At 63.4% G+C, this 23,837-nt stretch carries 16 protein-coding genes and 2 tRNA genes; 7 read left to right on the top strand and 11 right to left on the bottom strand.

The genetic code is table 11. The annotated features are described in order from the left end of the window. Window positions 1-144: 144 nt before the first annotated feature. Window positions 145-1,833 (bottom strand): FG-GAP repeat domain-containing protein, encoded by a 1,689-nt coding sequence (locus GGQ74_RS08360; RefSeq protein ID WP_167941120.1) that lies wholly within the window; start codon window positions 1,831-1,833, stop codon window positions 145-147. Window positions 1,834-2,098: 265 nt separating this feature from the next. On the opposite strand from GGQ74_RS08360, the gene GGQ74_RS08365 reads away from it, so the two are divergent. Continuing rightward, complete coding sequence (locus tag GGQ74_RS08365) at window positions 2,099-3,397, top strand: NOL1/NOP2/SUN domain family protein (protein WP_167941121.1); 1,299 nt, start codon at window positions 2,099-2,101, stop codon at window positions 3,395-3,397. Between the two features lie 559 nt (window positions 3,398-3,956). On the opposite strand, the gene GGQ74_RS08370 is transcribed toward GGQ74_RS08365, so the two are convergent. Next, a complete protein-coding gene (locus GGQ74_RS08370; protein ID WP_167941122.1) occupies window positions 3,957-5,126 on the bottom strand; it encodes a THUMP domain-containing class I SAM-dependent RNA methyltransferase in 1,170 nt (389 codons plus the stop codon). 232 nt (window positions 5,127-5,358) lie between these two features. Between GGQ74_RS08370 and GGQ74_RS08375 the strand changes: the two genes are divergently transcribed. After that, entirely contained in the window at window positions 5,359-6,126 is a 768-nt protein-coding gene (locus GGQ74_RS08375; protein WP_167941123.1) for a class I fructose-bisphosphate aldolase, read from the top strand. 74 nt (window positions 6,127-6,200) lie between these two features. Here the strand turns inward: GGQ74_RS08375 and GGQ74_RS08380 are convergent, their stop codons facing one another. Together GGQ74_RS08380 and GGQ74_RS08385 are read right to left on the bottom strand one after the other, a co-directional pair. Next, window positions 6,201-7,991 (bottom strand): chloride channel protein, encoded by a 1,791-nt coding sequence (locus GGQ74_RS08380; RefSeq protein WP_167941124.1) that lies wholly within the window; start codon window positions 7,989-7,991, stop codon window positions 6,201-6,203. A 3-nt stretch (window positions 7,992-7,994) separates the two neighbouring features. After that, on the bottom strand, window positions 7,995-8,936 hold the full coding sequence (locus tag GGQ74_RS08385) for a bifunctional riboflavin kinase/FAD synthetase (protein WP_167941125.1): 942 nt from the start codon (window positions 8,934-8,936) through the stop codon (window positions 7,995-7,997). 188 nt (window positions 8,937-9,124) lie between these two features. Between GGQ74_RS08385 and GGQ74_RS08390 the strand changes: the two genes are divergently transcribed. Further along, window positions 9,125-9,211: transfer RNA gene (locus tag GGQ74_RS08390), tRNA-Leu, on the top strand. 170 nt (window positions 9,212-9,381) lie between these two features. After that, complete coding sequence (locus GGQ74_RS08395; protein WP_167941126.1) at window positions 9,382-10,146, top strand: putative nucleotide-diphospho-sugar transferase; 765 nt, start codon at window positions 9,382-9,384, stop codon at window positions 10,144-10,146. A gap of 140 nt (window positions 10,147-10,286) precedes the next feature. On the opposite strand, the gene GGQ74_RS08400 is transcribed toward GGQ74_RS08395, so the two are convergent. The 6 genes from GGQ74_RS08400 to GGQ74_RS08425 form a co-directional block, all read right to left on the bottom strand. Next, window positions 10,287-12,803, bottom strand: a complete 2,517-nt coding sequence (locus GGQ74_RS08400) for a Lon protease family protein (protein ID WP_167941127.1) — start codon at window positions 12,801-12,803, stop codon at window positions 10,287-10,289. A 21-nt stretch (window positions 12,804-12,824) separates the two neighbouring features. Continuing rightward, window positions 12,825-13,229 (bottom strand): Hsp20/alpha crystallin family protein, encoded by a 405-nt coding sequence (locus tag GGQ74_RS08405; protein ID WP_167941128.1) that lies wholly within the window; start codon window positions 13,227-13,229, stop codon window positions 12,825-12,827. A gap of 236 nt (window positions 13,230-13,465) precedes the next feature. Next, window positions 13,466-13,552: transfer RNA gene (locus GGQ74_RS08410), tRNA-Leu, on the bottom strand. A gap of 94 nt (window positions 13,553-13,646) precedes the next feature. Further along, the gene (locus GGQ74_RS08415) at window positions 13,647-14,096 is read right to left on the bottom strand and encodes a hypothetical protein (RefSeq protein ID WP_167941129.1); all 450 of its coding nucleotides are present in this window, start codon (window positions 14,094-14,096) and stop codon (window positions 13,647-13,649) included. 547 nt (window positions 14,097-14,643) lie between these two features. Then, window positions 14,644-16,344, bottom strand: coding sequence for a DEAD/DEAH box helicase (locus GGQ74_RS08420; protein ID WP_245168248.1), 1,701 nt, complete (start codon window positions 16,342-16,344; stop codon window positions 14,644-14,646). A gap of 1,379 nt (window positions 16,345-17,723) precedes the next feature. After that, window positions 17,724-18,851 carry an NAD(P)/FAD-dependent oxidoreductase gene (locus GGQ74_RS08425; RefSeq protein ID WP_167941130.1) on the bottom strand — a complete coding sequence of 376 codons (1,128 nt, stop codon included), beginning with the start codon at window positions 18,849-18,851 and terminating at the stop codon, window positions 17,724-17,726. Window positions 18,852-19,002: 151 nt separating this feature from the next. Here GGQ74_RS08425 and GGQ74_RS08430 point away from each other — a divergent pair, with 151 nt between their 5' ends. The 3 genes from GGQ74_RS08430 to GGQ74_RS08440 are packed head-to-tail and all read left to right on the top strand — an operon-like array spanning window position 19,003 to window position 22,950. Beyond that, window positions 19,003-19,995 carry a YbgA family protein gene (locus tag GGQ74_RS08430; protein ID WP_425338092.1) on the top strand — a complete coding sequence of 331 codons (993 nt, stop codon included), beginning with the start codon at window positions 19,003-19,005 and terminating at the stop codon, window positions 19,993-19,995. Further along, window positions 19,988-21,580 (top strand): SDR family oxidoreductase, encoded by a 1,593-nt coding sequence (locus GGQ74_RS08435; RefSeq protein ID WP_167941132.1) that lies wholly within the window; start codon window positions 19,988-19,990, stop codon window positions 21,578-21,580. The genes GGQ74_RS08430 and GGQ74_RS08435 overlap by 8 nt, the downstream gene beginning before the upstream one ends. Then, the gene (locus GGQ74_RS08440; RefSeq protein ID WP_342448603.1) at window positions 21,577-22,950 is read left to right on the top strand and encodes a deoxyribodipyrimidine photo-lyase; all 1,374 of its coding nucleotides are present in this window, start codon (window positions 21,577-21,579) and stop codon (window positions 22,948-22,950) included. Before GGQ74_RS08435 ends, GGQ74_RS08440 begins: the two co-directional genes overlap by 4 nt. A gap of 288 nt (window positions 22,951-23,238) precedes the next feature. On the opposite strand, the gene tpx is transcribed toward GGQ74_RS08440, so the two are convergent. Further along, complete coding sequence (gene tpx, locus GGQ74_RS08445) at window positions 23,239-23,751, bottom strand: thiol peroxidase (protein ID WP_167941133.1); 513 nt, start codon at window positions 23,749-23,751, stop codon at window positions 23,239-23,241. Window positions 23,752-23,837: the final 86 nt, after the last annotated feature.

A 23,837-nucleotide genomic window follows, 5' to 3' on the forward strand; every position in this document is an offset into this window, starting at 1 on the left:
ACCTCGGGGAAAGCGTGAAATGGCCTTTGGGGCCGATGATAGCAGGAAAGTGGGAGAAGGGGAAAGCTGGAGGAGAAAAAGGAAACGCGGCGGTCGGAGAGTTTCTCCAACCGCCGCGCGGGATGATCTGGTGGGAAGCGGAGCCTACTGCTCGCGTTCCACGGGCGAATTCTCGTCGGTCTTGGTCCGGTCAAGAGAGTAGCTGACGACCATGGCCTTGCGTTCGCCGAGACCGGCATTGCCGGGGTAGGTGTTGAGGGCCACATACAGGTCCTCAACGCCGTCGTTGTCGATGTCGGCAAGGCCGTAGTCACACACGGTGCCCTTGATGCGGCGGGTCTTCCACGCAAGGCTCATGCCCACGCCGTCCCAGAACAGGGAGTGGATCTCGCCGTTGGGGAAGAAGCGGTAGCGCTCGAAGAACTGCGCGGCCACGGAGATGTTCTTGTTGACCAGCACTTCCCAGTTCTCGTTGCCGTCGAGATTGGTGGGCACGAGGCGCAGAGGGATGTAGTACAGGTTGGTGTACTGGTCCTTGGCCGTTCCGAGACCGGTGAGGGTATCGGGAATTTCGAAGCCCAGCTGCGATCCGGCGAACTGGTCGAGGGTGGTGGACTGGAGTTCGTTGCCGGGGGTGTAGACCTCGATGTGGTCATCCTTGCTCACCAGCAGAAGCTTGTAGCCGTCGTTGGTGGGCAGGTAGGTCACGTTGAACACGTTGGCCTTCTCGGGCAGGGCCACGCGCTTGCCGAGCTGGTACTCTCCGCCCATCCGCACAACCTCGTGCACCGGGGAATCGAAGATGCGCAGGCGACCGGCCTTCTGACCCAGCAGAACAGGTGAGAAGTTCGGGGGCATGCGCACGACGCGCATGAAGAAATTGAGGTCCTCGGCGAGGGGCTTGAGGTGACCATCCTCAAACGCGAAAATATAGGAATTCGGCGTATGGGGTGCATTGCGTGAAAGGGCGGAATCAAGCTTCTGCTCGAACACGCCGGACACGGCGATCTCCATGTGGCCGTCGCGATCAAGGTCAATGAGATCCACATTGAGCAGCTCAATGCGCTGGGATGGAGTGATCTCGTCGAGTAGCAGCAGGCGTCCTTCCTGCCAGCGGTAGACATGCACAGAGTGCTTGCTGATAAAGATGAGTTCGTTGAGTCCGTCGCCGTCGGGATCGCCAGCGATCATGCCCTGCGCGGTGAAGGGCAGACGGGGGCTCTTCCAGCGGCCGGGCGTGTCGGAACCGCCGCTGTAGCGGAACTGCGGATTCAGGTAGAACTGCTGGCCGTCCTTGCGCTCGTTGAAGATGAGCTCGGGATTCATGCGGTTGACCGGCTTGTCCTCGGCCGCGACCTTGCGCTCGTCGGGGCGCTTGAAGATACGGTCGTTGACCTGACGGGCCATGCCTTCGAGGGCGGGGATGAGTCCGCCGATGTCGGTCTGCATGTCCTGCGGCCATGCGCTGCCATCCTTGCCGTTGACGCGCAGATCCACGCTGCACTGTTCGCCGAGGATGGTCACGCTGCCCCACACGAGGTAGTCGGCATCGAGACCCTCAAGGGTCCTGACGGCGGCGGCATCGGATTCGGGAGCATTGGAAACGCTGGCGGCGATGCGGTCCTTTCCGACCGGCTCGAGATGCTTGTCCCAGTTCAGGCGGGAAATCATCATATCCTGAATGCCGCGGCTCAGGTACTGATACTTATCTGGACCATTGATGGTGAAGGGCAAGACTGCGAAGGATTTGGCAAGCTCCTGGGCCATGGCCTGACCGGGCAGCATGAGCGTGATGGCCATGAGCAGGGCAGCCAGAATTCGTACACACCCCATGAATGTCAACTCCTTGGAAAAGGTCTGTCTGCAGCGGGAGCGGCCGAACGAGGGAGAGTATGGCCGCATGATGGCGAAATTACGTACGTTGTTTCCTCATCCTCTTCGGAGAGGAATCCCTGTGTAGCACCTTCTGTCACGGGACGCAAAATCTAACTTGCGCGCGCGGCGGACGGGGCGAATGCGCCGGGTTGCGCTCGACGCCCGCACACCGTAGATTCCGCACTTTCAGCGGCGTAAAATCTACCGGGAGAAGATACCCACAATGTCAGGAAATAACAATATTCACGGGCAGGACGAATCGGGCCGGACCTTCCGCATGGCCTGCGGCCCGGCCGAACACGCGCTTGCCCGCACCCTTCTGGAGGCACAGGGCTACGCCTTCCGGCCCGAGCCGTTCTCGGACATCGCCTTCGCCCTTGATGCGGAGCCAGCCCCCCTCGGCGGCAGCCTCGCCAACACCTTCGGCCTCATCTACATTCAGGACCGATCGAGCATGCTACCGCCGCTCATGCTCGCCCCACGTCCCGGCGAGGCGGTGCTCGACATGTGCGCCAGCCCCGGCGGCAAGACCAGCCTCCTGTCCCTGCTGGTCGGCCCCGAGGGATTCGTCATCGGCAACGAGCCGAACCGCACCCGTCTGGAAACCCTGCGCCGCAACCTGCACCGCATGAACGCCGTCAACGCAGCGACATGCTCCTTCCCCGGAGAGGAGATTCCGCTGCCGGACGGCTCCTTCAATTGCATTCTGCTCGATCCGCCGTGCTCCGGCTGGGGCACCGTGGACAAGAATCCCAACGTCATGCAGATCTGGGGAGCGGGAAAGACCGAACCTCTGGAAAAGCTCCAGCGGCAACTGCTGAAGCGCGCCGTCGAGCTGCTCGCCCCAGGCGGGCGGCTCATGTATTCCACCTGCACCACCAATCCCCTCGAAAACGAGACACAGGCGGACTTCGCTTTGCGCGAGCTGGGCCTCACGCTGGACCCGATGGAGCATCCCGCCGGATTCACCGTGGATACGCCCACCATGCGCCATCTCGACGGCGTGTTGCGCGTTGGCGGTGGCAACGAGGGCGGACAGGGCTTCTTCCTGGCCCGCTTCGTGAAGCCGGGCCGCGCCGAGGACGTGCAGCCAGAGTCCCACGTGGGCGATGAGATGCCCGGACGTCCCCTCTCCGCCGCGGAACGGACCATGTGTGCCGAGGCCGGTGCGGACCTCGCGGGCCTGCCGTCCGGCGAAGTGTACCGCTTCGGCGACAACGCCTATTTCCTGCACAGCCACGCCCTGCGCATCATTCCCGGAGACATGCGCTGGCAGGGGTTCCCCGTGGGGCGCTTCGCTGGGCGCAAGTTCAAGCCGGACGCGCGTCTTCGTGCGCTCCTGCCTGCCTACGACGCATCACGCTACGTGGACGCGCAGTCCCCGGACGACATATTGAGCCTCCTCTCCGGCCAGAGCATCGCGGCACCGTCTCGTGGTTCGTGGGCCGGTCTCGCCTTTCGCGGAGTGCCGCTTGCCCGTCTCGCGGTCAAGGGCACCCGGGCCCTGTGGTCCGATCGCTAGCACTTCTCATCGCCATACCTTTCTCAAGGGCGGGACGTTCATCCGACGTCCCGCCCTTTTTTATGTCTTTTCCTTATGGGCTCTTTTGTCTGCCCTTCGTTTCGGTTTCGATTCGGGCGATGTCCTGCGCGTTTCTTCTCCTCTTCTTTCTTCCATCTTAAGAAATAATGTCTTGAATGGCGGTGGAAGAAGACACGCCGCTTGTGTTCATATGTGTGATAACTACTCGTTTTTGATGAAAAAGTTATTGTTCGTTTCTGACACCAACTTTGCGTGCCTTGCGACAGGGTGGTGTTCGTTTCCGAAACTCGTGTCGATGACGTTCGCAAGCTGTTTCCTGATGTTCATAACGTGTTCCAAGTCCGGAAAGCCTTGAGCCACGCTGGTTGCGGACTGATTTTTAGCCAGAATTCCCGTGCGGAACGAACATCGGGGGAGTGGGTGGTTTTCAGCCCGATTCGCTGCCATGTTCGTAACCCGCACAACGCGAAAGCGCCCCGCGACGGGGTGTGAAAACCGTTGTGGGGCGCTTGTGAGGGCTCATGGGGGAAGCGTGTGGTCAGTCTGTCCTTCGGGTGCCTGAGTACAGCTCGAAGAGCAGCAGGCGGCATTCGATGCGTCCGTTGTAGAGCGGGATTCTGGCGCTCGTGCGCAGGCCGATGCGCTTGGCCAGCGCGAGGTTGCCCGTGAAGACCGCCCCGGTGTACTCCTTGCAGTTCGTCTTGAGGAAGTCGCCGATGGCGGTGTAGTCCGCGGCGAGGTCGGCCTCGTTACCGAGGCGCTGGCCGTACTCCGGGTTCATGATGACGAGGGAGCCGGGAATGGGCGCTGGTACCTGCGTGGCGCGGAAGTCGCACACGTCAAAAAGAATGTGGCGGTCCATGCCTGCGGCGGTCGCGTTCTTGCGGGCGGCGTCCACGGCGCGCGGGTCGATGTCCGTGGCGATGATGGTGCCGGAGGGGGCTTTGCGCACCCGCGATAGGGCGTCCTTGCGCATGGATTCCCACTGGGCGCGGTCATGTCCTATGATGTGCATAAAGGCGAAATTGTCGCGCAAGAGGCCCGGCGCGGTATTGGTCGCCACGAGGGCGGCCTCGATGGCCAGCGTGCCGCTGCCGCACATGGGATTTACGAAATGCCCGGAGCCGTCGAAGCCCGCGCCCATGATGGCCGCGGCGGCCAGCGTTTCGCGCATGGGGGCGAGGTGGGGCAGCTTGCGGTAGCCGCGCATGGAGAGCGGTTCGCCGGTGGTATCAATGTAGATGGTCGCCGTCGAATCCTGCCAATGCAGGGACACCACGCTTTTCGAGCGGTCCGGTCCGGAGTTCGGTCGGCGGCCCTTTTTCGCGGCGATGCGGTCCACGATGGCGTCCTTGACGCGAAGCCCGGCGAAGCGCGCGTCGCGCACGGCCTCGGTGCGGGTGGAGGCGACGACGGAGACGTATCCGTCACTGTCGATAATGTCTTCCCATGCGATGCCGGAGACCTGCCGATAGAGCGCGTCCGGGGAGTCGGCCTCGAAGCGCTTAAGGACGTAGAGCACGCGATGGGCGGTGCGCAGGTGCAGGTTCAGGAGCATGCAGTCGTACAGCGTGCCCGATGTCTCCATGGCCGCAGGTCCGGCCGGGGTGGCGTCGTAGCCGAGGTTTTCCATCTCTCGCGTCAGAAATGGCTCTACGGCCTTGGCGCAGGTGACGAGAATGCTGCTTTCGTTGTCGAAGAGGTTCATGGTGTGCTCCCTTGGCGCAGGTGGCGCGCTGCGCGAACATAGGGTACACCATCGCCGCAGGCAAGGGCCATGACTGGGGGCGCTTCCGATTCCGCAATCGCTTGAGCTTGCGGCCAAGCATCCCTATATTCCTGTCGTGGGACATGGTTACGGAGCAAATTTCCACTCGCCGGGGCGGGTGGTCCGGAATATTCTGACTGAAGCACATGATGCGGAAACGAGAGAGGTGAACATGATCGGTACGATGCGGCGGCTGCGGCGGCTGTTCGACGCCACAACCGGAAAGGCGGTTCTTCTGCCGCTGGATCACGGCGTCAGCGAGGGTATGCTTTCCGGACTGGAGGCCATTCCCGAACTTCTGCGGGCCGCAGGCTCTCTGCCTGTGCAGGGTGTCGTGCTCAACAAAGGCCTCGCGCGGGCCGTTGGCGCAGCCATGCCTGCGGACAGGCAGCTCGTCGTCCAGCTTTCGGCTGGCACCAAGCACGGCCTGCCCACCTACAATCAGAGCGTGGTTTGTTCTGTGGAGGAAGCCCACAGGCTGGGTGCGGACGCAGTGTCTCTGCAGGTGAACATCGGCAACGAGCTCGAAGACCGCATGCTTCAGGATTTCGGCACTGTCACGGACGAGGCGCATCTTCTGGGCCTGCCCGTCATCGCTGTGGTCTATGCCCGTGGCGGACAGATTGTCAACGAGCTGGACCCGAGCCTCATCGGGCACTGTATCCGCCTCGGCGGCGAACTCGGAGCTGATGTCGTCTGCGCGCCGTACTCCGGCAATGCGGAATCCTTTGGTCGCGCCGTGTCGCTGTCCTCGGTTCCGGTGCTGGTCACGGGCGGTCCGGGGCAGCCGGACTGGAAGTCCTTCCTGTCCATGATCGGCGAGGCGCTCTCCGCCGGAGCCTCGGGCGTGGCCATCGGACGCAACATTTTCCAGCATCCCGCGCCGCTCGACGCGCTGGCCGCCGTGTGTGACATCGTGCACGGGCAGCGCCCCGAGTAACGCGCAAAGACCATAGATAAGAAGAGGGCGCGGACCACATGGTCCACGCCCTCTTTCTTTACGCAGGATTTGATTTATTCCCCGATGCTGGTGATGGCCTTGCGGTAGGCGTTGAACACGTCATCGCGGTTCAGCAGCCCGAGGATGATGTTCGTATCGTCGGGATGGACCACGGGAATCTGGCCGTAGTCCGTGTCCACGAACTTCATGAGGGCGGTGTACAGGTCGTCCTTTGGCAAGAGGGTGGCCGGCTTTCCGGCCAGATCGCGCACCACGATGAGGTCGTAGAGGCAGGTCTCGTAGAGCACCTTGCGCACGTCCTTCATGCCGAGGATACCGGTGATGACGCCGTCCTGATTCTTGATGGGGAAATACAGTTCGTTGGAGCCGACAATGATGTCGGTGAGGGCCTTGAGGGTGGTGCCTTCCTCCAGCGTGGTCACGCGGCCGGGGCGGAAGAAGTCCTTCACGTAGAGGCCTTCGAGGACGTTTATGGTCATGTCCTCAATGTGGGCGGGCGATTCGAACTTGTTCTCGACCTGATTCTCGTAGAGCGAGGTCTTCTTGCCGAGCACGATGCACACCACGCTGGCCAGCATCAGCGGAGCCAGCAGGCCGTAGCCCTGCGTGAGTTCGCAGACCATGACCATGGGGCCGATGGGCGCGTTGGCCACGCCCGCGAAGAAGGCCGCCATGCCCACCAGCACGTAGCCGCCGGGCTGGGTGACGATGTCCGGGAAATGGCGGTGGGAGAAATAGCCCACCAGACCGCCGCTCATGCCGCCCACAAACAGGGCCGGGGCGAACATGCCGCCGCTCATGCCGGAGCCTATGGTCACCGAGGTGGCCAGCGTCTTGCCCACGAGGATGGCGAGCATGACGGATATGGCCAGTTCGCCCTTGATGGCCAGTTCCAGCCATCCGTAGCCGCCGGTCAGCACCTGCGGGAAGGCCATACCCATGAGACCCATGCACAGGCCGCCAAGACCCATGGTCCACATGACGCCTATCCGGAGCGAGAGCGGCTCGAACACCTTGAATTTCACGAATTCGAAGGTGCGGATGTAGAACCAGCCCGTGAACGAGCAGAAGAAGGCCATGAACACGTAGAAGGGCAGTTCCAACGCGTTGGTGAACTGGAACTCCGGAATGCCGAAAATCGGCTCCGTGCCGAAGAAGAGCGAGAACAGCGAATACGCGATGACCGACGAGATGACCGAAGGCAGCACCGCTTCGGATTCGAAGTCCTCTTTGTAGATGACTTCGATGGCCGTGAGCGCGCCGCCAAGCGGGGCGCGGAAGATCGCGCCGAGGCCGCCCGCCGCGCCTGCCAGCAGCATGATGCGGCGCTCCTTGGTGGTCAACTTGAAGCGGTCGGCGATGAAGCTGCCGATGGTCGCGCCTACCTGCGATATGGGCCCCTCGCGGCCCGCGCTGCCGCCGGTGGTGATGGTCAAAACGGCGGTGAGGCCCTTGATGAGTCCCACCAGCGGGCGGATGCGGCCTTCCTTGTTGTGGAAGGCGTTGATCATGGAGTCCGTGCCGTCCGTGCCGCCGCCGATGGTCTCGGGGATGAACTTCACGACCAGCCAGCCTGTGAGGATGCCCACGGCCGAGGTCATGATGGGGATGAGCCACGGGCGGAACGCTCCGGCCGGACCATGGAATATCTCCTCACCTGCCGGAGCGGGCAGGGTGAGGCCCGCCAGCTTGTGCAGCAGGATGAATTTCAGGAATTCCACGCCGGAGAAGAACAGGACGGCGGCCAGGCCCGAGAACACGCCCACGCCGAGTGAGAGTCCGATCCAGCGCATGGTCGCGCCGCCGAACATGGAATAGAGAATTTTCATGGGCCGGGTGAGCATGGTCTAAATCTGCGCGTCCGAACTGGCGAGGATGGTCCTAGCCAGGCTGATATCCTTGGCAATCTGCTCCGTCAGTTGGTCGAGGCCGTCGAACTTGCGCTCGGAGCGCAGGCGCTGCACGAAGCGCACCGTGAGGTCCGCCCCGTAGAGGTCGGCCTCGAAGTCCATGATGTGCACCTCGACGGACATGGCCTCGTTCCCGAAGGTCGGGTTGTAGCCGATGTTGGCCACGGCGGGCATGGTGCGTCCGCCAACGGTGGCCCACACCGCATATACGCCCATGCCGGGGCACAGTTCGTCCACCAGCTTGAGGTTGGCAGTGGGGAATCCGAGGAGCCTGCCGCCGCGGTTCGCGCCGTGTTCGACCTTGCCGACCACGGTGTAGAAACGTCCCAAGAGGGGGCGGGCGTCCCACACGTTGCCAGCGCGGACCAGATCGCGGATGCGGGTGGAGCTGACGATGGCGTCGCCATGCATGTAGGGACCGACACGCTCCACGCCGAAGCCGTACTTCAGCCCCAGTTCACTCAATACCTCGAAATTGCCGCTGCGACCCTTGCCGAAGGCGTAGTCGTAGCCGATGACCAGCTCTTTCACGTTCAGCCCATCCACGAGGTAGCGGCGGACGAAATCGTCCGGCGTCAGCGCGGCCATGCAGCGCGAGAATTCGAGGACGACGCACAGCTCCACGCCCATGGCGCTTATGAGTTCGAGCTTCTGGTCCAGCAGGGTGATGAAGGGAGGGGTGTTCTTTCCGGCCAGAACGCGCAGGGGATGCGGTTCGAAGGTGATGACCACGCACTCCTGGCGGTTGGTCAGCGCCTTGTCACGGGTGCGGGCAATGAGCTTCTGATGCCCCTTGTGCACGCCGTCGAAGTTGCCGATGGTGGCGCAGGCGCCCCGAAGGGTACCGCGGATGTCTTCTATGTCTCTGATGACGATCATTGGGTGATGCCTTTGTGGTCGGGGATGAAAGCAGGGCATGGACTACCGTAAAAAGGTATCGCATTCAAGCGCAGAGGAAAAACGCTTTGCGATGCGTTGCCAACAGCCCGAAATCAAACGCTAAAATTTTTCGGCAAAAATGGCTTGCCAACGGCATCCCCCGGCGATATAGAAAGCGTCCACAAAGTGCCGAAGTGGTGGAATTGGTAGACACGCTAGGTTCAGGGTCTAGTGAGCGTTCGCTCGTGGGAGTTCGACTCTCCCCTTCGGCACCATATCGAAAGACAAGGGCTTCCAGTGCAGACTGGAAGCCCTTTTTCGTTGTGGTTGGTTAGTTGTATGGCGAGTTGGTTGTCTGGTTGAGATGTGCGTTGATACAGGGCGGTGATTTATGGTTGCGGCTGGATTTTCTTTGATGTAGCTCTTCGCGTTAGAGGTGGCGAATATGCTGAATGTGATAACATGTGCAGATCATTCTTTTATGAAATATTCTGCAGTGCTGAAAAGGACGGCAGAGAAGCGAAGCAATCTTCGTGTTTTTGTCTATGATATAGATCCTTGTGAAGAAAAACATCCTTGTGCGGATTTTAAGTTTGACGCTGGAACTGATTTTAAAAAGTTTGATGCAAATAATCATATTATAGCGAATCATAAGCCTCTTTGTGTGGCTGATTTTTTGAAAAAAACTGGGCGGGGATGTATTTGTATAGATTCCGATTGTTTGTTGGTTGGGGATATTGACGCATCAGTGTTCGAGGGCGTTGATTTGTGTGTAACCCCTCGGGGAAGACGTGAGAATAAGCCTCATATATTGAAAAATGGGCTTTTGAATTCCGGTTTTATGTATTTTGCATATAATGATGCCGTAATGGAATTTATTGCCCGTTGGGGTGAAGCTTGCGCTGGCGGGCAGGTGTCAGACCAAAAGGCTCTTAGCGATATCTTGTCTGTGAATATTGATTTTAATAGAGGGCTCGGTATTCAAAAATTTAGGGATATCAATGTAAAATTGATAGATCCTGATATTTATAATGACGTTACTTGCAGGACGGGATCTGTTTTTCATTGTAAAAGCGTTGCGCGAACAAAAAGAAAATATATCTTCTATAAGATTTTTTCATTTCTTGCCTGCGCATTTCCGAAGGTTGTTGACCGAGTCGTGCGTTTTAACCGAAAGCATAGGATCTTTATATATAAAAGGAATTGTTAACTCTTTGCTCGTATGGTTTTAGAAACGGCCCAAGAAATGAGGCCACTTTTACATGTGGCGTCTTAATGGGGCGTATCAATATATTGTAGCTTCGTTTGATCAGCTACAAATCAGGAAAAGATATCAACGGCTGAATAGAATTACTTGTCAGGCTCATCCTGCGGCCCGTCCTTGGGCGGGGTGGGTTGTGATGTTTCGGCCGGTCCATTGTCCTTTGCGGTTTTCCCGTCATCCTTGCCGAACTTCTGGATTTCTTCCGCGAGGTTGTGGAGGCGTTCGTCCACCAGCGCGTTGATGCTGCCCTTGGGGTAGTGGCCGCCCTTGCCGCGCTTGCCCGCGCGGGTGCCGGTGAGCAGTTCGATGCCCTCGTCGATGGTGCGTACGCTCCACACGTGGAAGTTCCCGTCGGCCACCGCCTCGACCACTTCCGGGCGCAGCATGAGGTCCTTTTCGTTGGCGTGGGGGATCATGACGCCCTGCCGCCCGGTGAGGCCCGCGTGCTTGCAGCACAGGAAGAAGCCTTCGATCTTTTCGTTCACGCCGCCGATGGGCTGCACCTCGCCCATCTGGTTTACGGAGCCGGTCACGGCGATGTCCTGCCGCAGGGGCTTTCCGGACAGACTGGAGAGCAGGGCGTAGAGTTCCGTGCTGGATGCCGAGTCGCCGTCAATGCCACCGTAGGACTGCTCGAAGGTGATGGAGGCCGAGAGGGAGAGGGGCTTGTCCTGCGCATAGCGGCTGCGCAGGAAGCCGGAGAGGATGAGCATGCCCTTGTTGTGCGTCGGCCCGGAGAGCTTGGCCTCGCGTTCGATGTTGATGATACCTTCGCGCCCGAGGGCGGTCACGGCGGTGATGCGCGACGGCTTGCCGAACATGTAGTCGCCCATGGAGTAGACGGCCAGTCCGTTAACCTGTCCCACCACCGCACCGTCGGTATCCACGAAGATGGTGCCGCGATCAATGAGTTCCTGCAGGCGCTCCTCGATCTGGTTGGTGCGGTAGATCTTTGCGTCGATGGCCGCTTCCACGTGCCGGGCGGCGACCGTGGACGCCTTGTCGCTGGTGGCGAAGAAGTCCGCTTCGGCCAGCAGGTCCGAAAGGATGGGGAAGGCTGTGCTCAGCTTCTCGCGGCGTCCAGCCATGCGCACGGCGTGTTCCACCACCCGCGCCACGCCCGAGGCGTCGAAAGGCTTGAAGCCGTCCTTGTCCTGCTCCGCGCGGATGAAGCGTGCCACTTGCGTCACGGCGTCGTCCGTGCGGTCCATGGACGACTCGTAGTCCGCGCGCACCTTGAATATCTTGGGCATGTCCTCGTCGTAGTGGCGCAGCAGTGTGTAAATCCACGGATCGCCCATCACCACCACCTTCACCTTCATGGGGATGGGTTCGGGCTTGAGGCCCGTGGCCGTGAAGAAGTAGTAGGGGTCGTAGGTCTGGATTTCTATCTGCTCCGTCTTGAGGGAGCGCTTGAGTGTCTGCCACACGCCGGGTTCCATGATGGCGTCCATCAGATTGATGACGAGATAGCCGCCGTTGGCGCGGATGAACGAGCCGGCCTTGATTTTTGTGAAGTCCGTGCGCCAGCCGCCGCCGGGTTCCATGATGCGTTCGATGGAGCCGAACAGGTTGCGGTAGGTGGGATAGGATTCGATGATGACCGGAGGTCCCTTGAGTTCGCTATTGTCCACGAGGAGATTGACCTTGTAGGGATGCAGCACCGCTTCCGGCGACGCGACCATGATGGGTAGCGGTCCCTGAGGCTTTGCACCCATCATGCGCAGGTCGTCGAGGTGCTCCACCATGTGTTCGAGCATGGCGTCGAGGTAGGCGCCGACCTTTTCGTCCTGAAAAGCCGTGCGCACGGCGCGCAGCAGGTCGTTGGCCAGCGCCATGAACATGAGGCGGTCCACTTCCTCGTGCTTCTTTGCCACTTCCTTCTGAAGGGCGCGCACCTGCTGGACGATGAAGTCCAGTTCCTCCTTGAGCCTGAGCCTGCGCTCCTTGATGCTTTCGAATTCCTCGCGCGGAAAGCGTCCCTTCTCGACCAGTTCCTCCATCTCCACCAGCCGCTTGGGCTCGCCGTCCACCAGAGGGAGGATGTCCGGGCGCTGTATCGGTCCCATCTGCATGTTGACCACCACGAGGTCCGAGTCCTTCACCTTGTCCTCGACGTCCTTATAGAACTCGCGGACCCTGCGCTCGTGCGCCTCGTGGATGGCGTTCTTGCGGGCGATGTATTCCTCGCTCTCGAAAAGCTGAGGCAGGTCGCGCTTGAGGCTGTCCAGAAACTCCGACATGGCCTTGGAAAAGCGCGAGCCGTCACCCGCCTTGAATTGCAGGAGAATTGGCGACTCCTGCCGCTTGAAGTCGTTGACGTAGCACAGGTCCTCTGGTGGCTGGTCCGTGCGCGAGAGCTCCCGCAGGAGCTTCTTCACCGTGGCCAGACGGCCGCTTCCTGCCGCGCCGGTCACGAAGATGTTGTAGCCCTTGCGGACCATGCCCATACCGAAGCGGAAGGCCTCGACGCCGCGCTTTTGGCCGATGATGTCGGTCTGCGGTTCGAGGTCGTTGGTGGTGGCGAAGGGAAGGGAATCGGGATCGAGCTTCCATCTGAGCTGGGCCGGGGTCAGGCCGGAGGGCAGCTTCTTCGGAGCCATGCGAAACCTCCGTTGCGAGGGTTACCGGGTCGAGATTGCTACGCGCTTTGCGGATGCCGGATCGCATTTGGCGAGGATGATGGTCAGCACGTCGTCCTTGAACACGGCCGACGCGTTCTCCGTGCTGATGCGGCAGGGCAACTGGAGCTGCCTGCGCACGCCCTCCACCCCGGCCGGGCTTTCGCGGCGGGCGGTCACGGTGAGCGTGGTTTCGGTCAGGGAGACGTCGATGTCTTCGATGGAGAATCCGGGGAGGGGCAGGGTGACGGTCACGCTGTCTTGTTCCTTGCGGATTTCCAGTCCGTCGGCGTGAAGGCAGGAGACGGAAGGCAGGCCGAGATCCATGCAGAAGCTGTCGAACAGCTGGTCCATGTCCTCCTTGATTCGCGAGAGCTGCCTGTCGCTCCAGAGACGCAGGTCGGGCATTGTCGGTCCTCCGGTTGAAGTCCGTGATGCCGGATGTTCTGTGCGGATGTTTGCAATGAGCCTAGCACGCATGGGCGTGCATGCTCAAGGCATTCGAAATGCGGCGAAAAGTGCGGGGTTGCGGGGCTGGATACGGAAAGGCTCGAATGACGGGAGTGTACGCCGGAAGGGATTTTTTCTGGGCGCAGGGCAAAAAAAAGGCTCCGGGGTGGACCGGAGCCAGAGCACCATTTTGGTGGTGCCGAAGGGGAGAGTCGAACTCCCACGAGCGAACGCTCACTAGACCCTGAACCTAGCGTGTCTACCAATTCCACCACTTCGGCACGGGAGAGACGTCTATAGCCTTGGACGCCCCCGTTTGGCAAGCGCAAAATCCACGCGCGGCGGATTTTTTGCGGAAAAACCGTGTGGGCCGGGCTACTGCGTTACGTTGGATGCGGCCTCGGCGGCTGCGGCGGCCTTGGCGAAGTCGTCGCGAAGGGCCTGCGCCACATGTTCCTTGTATGCGGCCAGCGCTTTGGTGTCGATGCCTGCCAACACCTCGGCCTCGGTCGCGATGTCCGCGAAGGCCTTGGTCGAGGACCAGATGATGTGGATGCCCACCAGCTTCTTGGCCACGACGACCTGCGCGAGGATGTTCGAGGTCTTGAGCTTGCGGCGCTGCGCGTCGGGCATGCCGGGAACCTGCATCAGGTGCCGCTTGGGGTAGAACAGATACCGGATGGCCAGTTCCGATGTCGCGAACGGCTCGTTCTGGAATCCATCGTCAACGTCCAGACCGCTTTCCTTCGCCGACTGGATCATGTTGAAGATATCGGAAGCGAGGCTTTCCTCGTAGGACTTCTCCGCGTTTTCCACGTTCTCCATGTCGCAACTCCTGAAAATGTATTTGCGGCGCATGCTCCGCCCCGCTTCTGCCCACATACACGCCCCCGCCCAAGCCCGCAAGGTCGCCTCCCGGACACCTTGGGGGCGTGTTCATAATTTAGCTAATTAAAATAGTAGGTTGTATGAGATATGAACACAAACGACACGGTTCGCGCCATGTCGAAACGGCCGTCAGGCTCGCGTGAATGGCCTCCGGTTGCCGGGCGAGGTGAGAAGGAAAAATGCCTTCGGCGACCGGGGCGCTGCCCCGGACCCGCTCAAGGGCCGTGGGCCCTTGAGAATCCCAATTAGGGCTTCGTCGCGCAAAGCAGCATGGATTTCCACGGCACCCAACGTTTATCGCAAATCGGGGGTCCAGGGGGCCAGCGGCCCCTTGGCCGGCGGAGCCTACGTCTTGCACCTGTCAACGAACGATACGCCCCGCCTACAGCGACAGCACGACATGCCGCGTCCGCCGCGCGGGCACGAAAAAGGGGACCGTCCTTGTCGGACGGTCCCCTGTGCGTTCATGGCGTAGCGGGATCGGCTATTCGTCGTCGCTTCCGCCGGAGGTCTCCTGCGGAGCGGAGCCTTCGCCGGTGCGCGGCTTGCGGCGGCGCTTGCGGGGGCGACGGCGCTTGGCCGGGGCGTCACCCTCGGGGGCGTCGCCATTCTGGCTGGCCTCGGGGGTACGGGGTGCGGCCGCCTGCGAGGGTGTCTGGGGCGCGCCATTTTCGGCGGCCTCTCCGGTGCGGGGCTTGCGGCGACGGCGCTTGCGCTTCTTGGGCGCGGGGGATTCGGATTCGTCCTGTGCGTCCTCGATACGCTCCTCTTCGTTGCGGGCGGGCGCGGGCTTGCGCTCGCGACGTTCGCGTCGTTCCTCGCGCGGCTTGGGCGGCTTGGGCGCGGGGGGCTGGGGCGTGGAGTGCAGGGTCTTCTGGTAACACTCGTCGAGGAGCATGGCCACGAGCTGGACGATGTCCTCGTGTTCGCTGAGGGAGCGCACGAGGGGCACGAAGCGCTGGATGCGCTCGCGGGTGACGTTGTCCAGTTCGCGGATGCGGGCTTCGAGCAGCGCGGTCACGCGGATGCCGACGGCTGCGGCGAGATCGTCGTCCGAGGGCAGGTCGCGTTTTTCGAGCTTGATCTTGTAGGTCTTGGCGATGCGTTCGAGGGCGAGGCGCTCCATGACATCGACAAGGGAGATGACCTCGCCGGTGGCTCCGGCGCGACCGGTGCGTCCGGCGCGGTGGATGTAGACCTCGTGATCGTCCGGCGGCTCGTAGAGGAACACGTGGGAGATGTCGGGCACGTCGATGCCTCGGGCTGCAACGTCGGTGGCAACGAGGAAGCGGAGGTTACCGGTGCGCAACCGTTCGAGAACCTGCTCGCGCTTGACCTGCGTGAGGTCGCCGGAAAGCTCGTCGGCGTCGTAGCCGAAGCGCTGGAGCACGGTGGTCAGGTAGTGCACGTGCTGCTTAGTGTTGCAGAAGATGAAGCCCGTGGCCGGGTTTTTGAGTTCGATGATGCGAACCAGCGCGCGGTCCTTCTGCATGGCCGGGCATTCGTAGTAGACGTGCGGGGTGTCGGCCACGTGGACCTGCTCGCCGGAGAGGGAGAGCAGGCGGGGGCGATCCATGAATTCGCCAGCCAGCCGCAGCACGTGGTGCGGGTAGGTGGCGGAGGTCATGAGCATGTTGATGCGGCGGCGTGGCAGGTAGCGCTGGACCTGCTTCATGTCCGGGTAGAAGCCGATGGACAGCATGCGGTCGGCCTCGTCGAAGACGAGGGTGTCCAGCCCGCCGAGATTCAGGGAGCCGCGCAGCAGGTGGTCGAGCACTCGGCCGGGGGTGCCCACGACGACGTGCGCGCCCTGCCGGAAGGCTTCGAGCTGCGTGGCGTAGCCGGTGCCGCCGAAGACGGCCACGGTGCGCACGCCGGTGCCCGCCGAGATGAGTTCGATTTCGCGGGCGACCTGCTGGGCGAGCTCACGCGTGGGGACGAGCACCAGCGCCTGACACTCGTTGCGCTCGGCTTTGATGCGGCCGAGGATGGGCAGGCCGAAGCTGCCGGTCTTGCCGCTGCCGGTGCGGGACTGGATCATGAGATCGCGTCCGGCGAGCAGGTAGGGGATGGCCTTGGCCTGCACGGGCATGAGGGCCGTCCATCCGGCGCGGGCGCAGGCCTGCTGAAGCGGTTCGGGCAGCTCTTCGAGGGTGATTTCGGGCAGGGACTCGTCCTCGGGCATCTCGACCACCTCCTGACGCTCGTGAGCGGGCTTTGGGGCGGGAGTTGCAGCTTCGGACTGGCGGGGTGCGCGGCGGCTGGCGGGGCGCACGGGTTCGGCCGTGGGGGTTGATTCTACGATGATTGATTCTCCGGTGTCGGATGCGGGGAGCGCCTGTTCGGCTTCGGGAGCCAGAGGTGGCTCCAAGGTCTCAAAGGGCGCGGGTTCGATGGGTGCCTCGGCGATGGCCGCTGCGGGGGTTTCGGAAATGGTTTCGGTGGGCTGCTGGCCTTCCGGACGGCGGGAGCGCGACGAGCGTCTGCGGCGCGGACGGCGGGAGCGGGCGGGTTTCTCGTCCTGCTCTGCGGCGACGGCGGCGGCCATGGTCGCGGGTTTGGCCTTCGCCTCGGGTGCGGGCTTGGCCGCTGCCTCGGGTGCGGGTGCCGCCTGCTCGGCGGGCTTCTGCACGTCCTTGGGGGCCGCGTCCTGCTGGGGCTGGGCGGCCTTGCGCTTGGGGGACTTCAGGCCAAAGATGTTGTGGTCTTCACTCATGCAACACGTTTCCTCGTAAACGTTTACGTAACTCGACCCCTAATTCTTTGCCATGCTTTCACTATTTTGACTAGCCCCGCAAAATCTTTGTTCTTCCGGGCCTCTTCCGCACCGCGTTCGCGGGGTGGACGGACCGGGCCGTTTTCGGCGCATGACGCGGCCGGACGGGCTTCGGGGCAGGGTCATATGGCACAAGAGGGGTCGCAATGCCGCGGCAGCGTCGTAACGCTGCAGTCGCGGTGCCGCTGTTTCGGGCGACGGCGGGGAGGGCGGGCAGCGGCCTGCCGCGCGGGAGCAGGGTGCTCACCGTGGGCGCTTCGATGCCGACGCACTTCTCCCTTGGCTTGTGAAGCGGGCCGTACGTTCCCGATGTCTGTAGTCGGGCTTCCGGAACATGCCGCGGAAGCCTTGCGCGGTGCATTTCACGCGCACCGCACGGACGCGTTTGCCGCGGACGGCGTTATCCTCGGAGGCCTCGCTATCGGCGGCGGACCGCGCGGGCGAGCCACGTTCGGGGCGGGAGACGCGGAATTCCATCGAGCCGACCAGCCGTGCGGACGAAGGTCTCGCTACGGCGGGGCGGCGGATGTTGCAGCAACGGACTGTGCATCCTGTTGCGCTGGTCCGCATGCATCCCCGGGAGAGGGCCGGACTGGCGATTGCCTGTGCGAAGGCATTCCGGCCGCAAGTGAAGGAATACGTTTGCCGTCCCATTGTCAAGAGGATACCGCATGGCGGCGATGCGAAATCCGTTTCGAAACGTCGTGCGCGCGGTGGTGGAGTAGGCGCGGCGTCCGTTGCGCGGAGGGCGTGCATGGATGCCGCAATGTGCAATTTTCGTTGCGAGGTCAGTCCTTCGGTAGAAACCTGCGCATGAAGCGTCTATCGATGCGGTCTTTCAGCCACCATGCCAGCGTTCCGCCGAAGACGAGCGGACCCTTGCGGAAGATGCCCGTTCCGTCTCCGAGATTGTACACGAGCAGATAGCGCCCGCCGGGCTCGAAAGCTTTGGGCGGCGAATCCTCCAGCGCGGCGAGAATATTGTGTGGCAATACCCCGTGTTGACGCACGGCGTAGACGCCGACCTTGTCTAGCGGACGTTCGGCGAAATGGATGCAGTCCCCGCCGCCGAGGATGTTCGGGTAGCGCTCGCTGCGCAGGAAGCGGTCCACCCGCAGGCCGCCGTCTGGCCCCACGGGGAGGCCGGAATCCGCGATGAAGCGCGGGGGACGCACGCCGAGGGCGGTCATGATGACGTCGGCCTCGAAGACCTCGTGGTTTTCGAGTGTCACGTGCCCGGTGCTGATGTCCGTGGCGTAGCCGTGTTCGACGATGGCGATGCCTCGACCTTCGAGGGACGCACGGGCCATGCGCCGGACGCGGGCGGGCAGGCGGGGCAGGAAGTGTCGCCCGGCCAGAACGCGGATACGCGGCATGCGCCCCTGCGCGTGTGATGCGAAGCGCCGCGCGCAGGCCCAGAGGTTTCCGGCCACCTCCAGCGCGGCGGGGCCGCCGCCGACCACGAGCACCTCGGCCGGGCCGACTTCGAGGCGGGACAGGATGTCATCGCGCGCGGCGAGGAGGTTGGCGATGGGCTTGACCGGATACACGCCCGGCTGCGGGCCTTGGGTGGCTCCGGGAGCGGGGACCTCGCTCCCCACGTTGAGGGAGAGGACGTCGTAGTCGAGGTGGCTGCCGTCGTCGAGAAGGACGCGCCGGGCCGGGGCGTCCACGCGCACGACGTACCCACGGACGAACTGCCCGCCGCTCGCGCGGGTCATGGCTTCCACGGGGAAGGAGATGTCCCGCGGCGTATAGAACCCGCCGAGCATGCCCGGTCCCATGCCGGAATAGTGATGTTCCGGAGCCGGACTGACCACAGTGACCCTGTGTCCGCGGCCGATGAATTCGGCGAGCCGGGCGATGACGGCCACATGCGCGTGTCCGCCGCCAGCGAGAACGAGATGTCCGCCCATGTGCGCTCCTTTTCCCGAGACGGGAATGGGTGTATCCTTGCAACGTACCCTGGGCCATCATCGAATTCAACATGGAAGGAAAGGGGAGACGTTCGACATGGACCGAACCTGTTTCATCGGTGCGTCTGCGCCGGGCGCGTGTGGCGAGGATATGCGTTTGGCGAACAATGACATGGACTGCGCCAAGGGCGGGCCGCGTCCGCTGCGCATCGGCATTGCACGCTGCCTGCTTGGCGACGCCGTGCGCTACGATGGCTCCGGCAAGCTCGACCGCTACCTGCGCGACGTGCTTGGGACCTTTGTGGAGTTCGTGCCCGTGTGCCCCGAGGTGGAGTGCGGCATGGGGACCCCGCGCGAGGCCGTGCGGCTGGTGGGCGATTTGGAGACCCCGCGCCTCGTGGGACGCAAGACCGGCGAGGACTGGACGCGGCGCATGCGCGAGTGGGGCGAGGCGAGGCTTGCCGAACTGGAGCGCGAGGACCTGTGCGGCTACGTGTTCAAGGCGCGTTCGCCGTCGAGCGGCATGGCGCGCGTGAAGGTCTACCCCGAGGGCGGCGGTCAGCCGCGCTACGACGGTGTGGGCATGTGGGCGCGCATGGTCATGGAGCGCTTTCCGCTCCTGCCCTTCGAGGACGAGGGGCGGTTGAACGACATGGGCATTCGCGAGAATTTCGTCACCCGCATCTTCGTGATGCGCCGCTGGCGCGACCTTCTGGCCGCGGGGCTGACCACCGGGCGGCTGGTGGACTTCCACACCCGGCACAAGATGCTCATCCTTGCCCACAACCAGGCCGCCTACCGCGAAATGGGACGGCTGGTGGCGCAGGCCGCCGACATGGACCCCGAGGCGCTCGCCTGTGAGTACCTGACGCTCCTCTCCCGCGCATTGTCGCGGCGGGCCACGGTGAAGAGCCACACCAACGTGCTCATGCACGCGGCGGGGTACTTCCGTCGGCAGCTTTCCGCCGACGAGCGCGCCGAGCTTTCCGAGCTGATCGAAACCTATCGCCGGGGCCTTGTGCCGCGCATTGCGCCGCTCACGCTTCTCAACCACTACGTGCGCAAGTACGACGAGAGCTATCTGGGCGGACAGATCTACCTGCATCCCCACCCCGTGGAATTGAGGCTCTTGTTCCATGCCTAGTGCCACCCATCATTCCTCCCCGTCGCCGTCCGCGCGGCGTGTGGCCGTCATCGGGGCCAGTGGCTATGTGGGTGGACGGCTGGTGCCGCTGCTGCTCGACGCGGGGCACACGGTACGCGCGGTGGTGCGCTCGCCGCGCAAGCTGTCGTGCCGACCATGGAGCACGCATCCGCGCCTCGAAACGGCGGCGGCAGACGTGCGTGACCTCGAATCGCTCACCGCTGCCCTCGCCGATGTGGAGGTGGCCTACTACCTCGTGCATTCCATGCGCCCCGGCCAGCGCAATTTCGCCCGCGCCGACCACGAGGCGGCACGCGTCATGGCCGAGGCCGCCGCGCGCTGCGGGGTGTCGCGCATCATCTACCTCGGCGGGCTGGGCGACGAGGACGATCCCACCCTGTCGCGGCATCTGCGTTCGCGCATGGAGACCGGGCGGGTGCTGGCCGAGGGGCCGGTGCCCGTGACCTGCCTGCGTGCGGCCATGATCCTTGGCTCTGGCAGCGCGTCCTTCGAGATCATGCGCTATCTTGTGGACCGGCTGCCCGTCATGGTCACGCCGCGTTGGGTGCGCACGAAGTGCCAGCCCATCGCCATAAGCGACGTGCTGGGCTATCTGGTCGGTTGTCTCGACGTGCCGCAGACGGCGGGGCGGACCTTCGACATCGGCGGGCCGGACATCCTGAACTACGAGGAAATATTCGCCCTCTACGCCGAGGAGGCCGGGCTACGTCGGCGCACTGTCGTGCCCGTGCCGGTGTTCACCCCTGCGCTGTCGTCGTGGTGGATACACCTTGTCACGCCGGTGCCCGCCAGCCTCGCCAGACCGCTGGCCGAGGGGCTACGCAACGAGGTCGTTTGCCGCGAGAATGACATCCGCGCCCTCGTTCCGCGAGAGCTTCTGTCCGTGCGCGAGGCCATCCGCCGCGCGCTGGACCGTGTGCGGCAGGGGAACGTGGAAACCTGCTGGGCGGACGCCGGAGAGACGCGCCCGCCGGAGTGGCTGGCCTGCGGCGACGCGCCCTACGCCGGGGGCACGGTGTTCGAATGCAACCACCGGGTGGCGCTCGGCTGCGCCCCGGCCGAGGTCTGGCGCACCGTGCGCGGTATAGGCGGTGCGCACGGCTGGTATCATGCCGACGTTCTGTGGTGGCTGCGGGGGCTTGCGGACCGGCTTATCGGCGGGGTAGGCCTTCGCCGGGGCCGTCGCGATCCGGACGATCTTCACCCCGGCGACGCGCTGGACTTCTGGCGCGTTCTCGTGGTCGAACCCGAACGCCGCCTGCAACTGCTGGCGGAAATGAAGCTGCCGGGCGAGGCCATTCTCCAGTTTTCGTTGACGCCCCTGCCCGACGGCGGCACGGAGCTTTCGCAGATAGCCCGTTTCCTGCCGCGCGGCCTGTGGGGCATGGCCTACTGGTACGCGCTGGCCCCCGTGCATGGCTGGCTGTTCAAGGGCATGCTGCGCGGCATGGCCCGGGCGACCGCCTGCCCTTTGCGCGGGGACGTCACCGCCTTCGAACATTCCGGGGATATGTGTATACTGCCGTCAGAGCCCACGCCCCCGCAGAGAGGAACCGAATCGTGAACATCGTCAATCCGGGCCGTGTCCGCCGCGTCACCGACGGCGTGGGCGGTCACGGTCCCGTGGTCTACTGGATGAGCCGAGATCAGCGCGCCCGCGACAACTGGGCGCTGCTCCATGCCCGCGAGCGTGCGCAGGCCCGGAGCGTGCCCGTGGTGGTCGCCTTTTGCCTGTCGCAGACCTTTCTCGGCGCGACATTGCGCCAATACGACTTCATGCTGCGCGGCCTGCGGGAAACGGCAGGCCGACTGCGCGCGCTGAACATTCCCTTCGCTCTGCTGCATGGTGCCGCGCCGGAGGTGTTGCCGTCGTTTCTGCACGACCTGCGGGCCTCGGAACTGGTCACCGATTTCGACCCCCTGCGCGTGAAGCGCGGGTGGCTGCGCGAGGTGGCCGCCGCCGCAGGCATGCCCGTACACGAGGTGGACGCCCACAACGTGGTGCCCGCCCGGCTCGTCTCGGAGCGGCAGGAGTACGCCGCCCGCACCATCCGGCCCAAGATCCACCGCCTGCTGTCGGAATTCCTCGAACCGTTTCCGGAGCTTTCGCAGGTCTCGAACGTCACTGTGCCGTACATCGCGGAACCGGATTTCGAAGAGGCGCTGCGCTGGATACGCGTTGACGCCACGGTCGCCCCCGTGGCCCTTCCCGCAGGCGAGGACGCGGCAGAGGCGAGGCTATTGGCTTTCATTGCCGAGGGCCTTTCCTCCTACGCCGAGGGCCATTCCGATCCCAACGTGGACGGCACCTCGGGCCTGTCGCCGTATCTCCACTTCGGTCAACTGGCACCCCAGCGTGCCGCGCTTGCCGCCGCGCAGGCTCGGCACGGCGGCGAGGGCCGGGAGGCCTTCCTCGAACAGCTCGTGGTGCGCCGCGAACTGACGGACAACTTCTGTCTGTATAACGACGACTACGATGCGCTTTCCGGCGCTCCGGCGTGGGCGCTGGCCACCCTCGACGCCCACCGCGCCGACCCCCGCCCCCACGTCTACACGCGAGAGCAGTTCGAGGCCGCGCGGACCCACAGTCCGCTGTGGAACGCCGCCCAGCACGAACTCGTGACTTCGGGCACCATGCACAACTACATGCGCATGTACTGGGCCAAGAAGATTCTCGAATGGTCGGCTACACCCGAGGACGCGCTGGCCACGGCGCTCCACCTCAACGACCGCTACCAGCTCGATGGGCGCGACCCCAACGGATACGTGGGCGTCATATGGTCCATCGCCGGTGTGCACGACCGTCCATGGAAGGAACGCCCCGTGTTCGGCTCCATCCGCTACATGAATAGCAACGGCTGTCGCCGCAAGTTCGACGTCGAGGCCTACATCCGCGCCCGCTCCGCCGCGCCGCGCCAATTGACGCTGGTGTGACGCGGGGGGCGCTGTGGCTGGGCGTATCGTTCTTTGAGGGGTGCAAGACGTAGGCTCCGCCAGCCAAGGGGCCGTTGGCCCCTTGGAACCCCGATTAGGCGATGGGCGTGGTTACTGTTGGCTCACGTTGCGGCTTTTATTCAATAATTCCAATATATAAGGATTCTCAAGGGAATTATTCCCTTGAGCGGAGTCCGGGGCAGCGCCCCGGCCGCCGGAGGCAAAATTTTCGCCCCTGCCCGGCTGCCGCAGGCCCGTCTTTCGCTGTGTCCAAACGCTGTGGCCGCGTCAGAGCGCGGCGCGTGCTGCGGTGAGGGCTGCGGCGTAGTCCGGTTCCTGCGAGACCTCGCCGACGATTTGCTGGTAGGCGATGACGCCCTTTGGGTCCACCACCAGCACGGCGCGCGCCAGCAGTCGCAGTTCGCGGATGACGAGGCCGTAGGCCATGCCGAAGGAGAGGTCCCGGTGGTCGGAGAGGGTGACGACCTTGTCCACGCCTGCCGCGCCGCACCAGCGTTTCTGGGCGAAGGGCAGGTCCGTGGAGATGGTGAGGATGGTGACGTCGCCGAGGTTTGCGGCCTCGGTGTTGAAGCGGCGGGTTTCCATGTCGCAGACCGGGGTGTCCAGCGAGGGGACGCTTGAAATGATGAGCACGCGCCCTGCGTAGTCTGCGAGGGTCTTCGGGGCGAGGGCGGTGTCGAGCACGGTGAAGTTCGGGGCCTTCTGGCCCACCTGCACGGGTGTTCCGGCCAGCGTGAGGCCATTGCCATGCAGGGTGATGATGCCGGTCCTGTCTGCCATGTCGTGTCTCCTTGTGGTCTGGTGTGTCGGCTGTGGGCACGTCGCGTCGGGGGCCATTACGAGTCATACGCCATTCGGGCGGGCGC

The sequence above is a fragment of the Desulfobaculum xiamenense genome (assembly GCF_011927665.1).
Lineage (GTDB): Bacteria > Desulfobacterota > Desulfovibrionia > Desulfovibrionales > Desulfovibrionaceae > Desulfobaculum > Desulfobaculum xiamenense.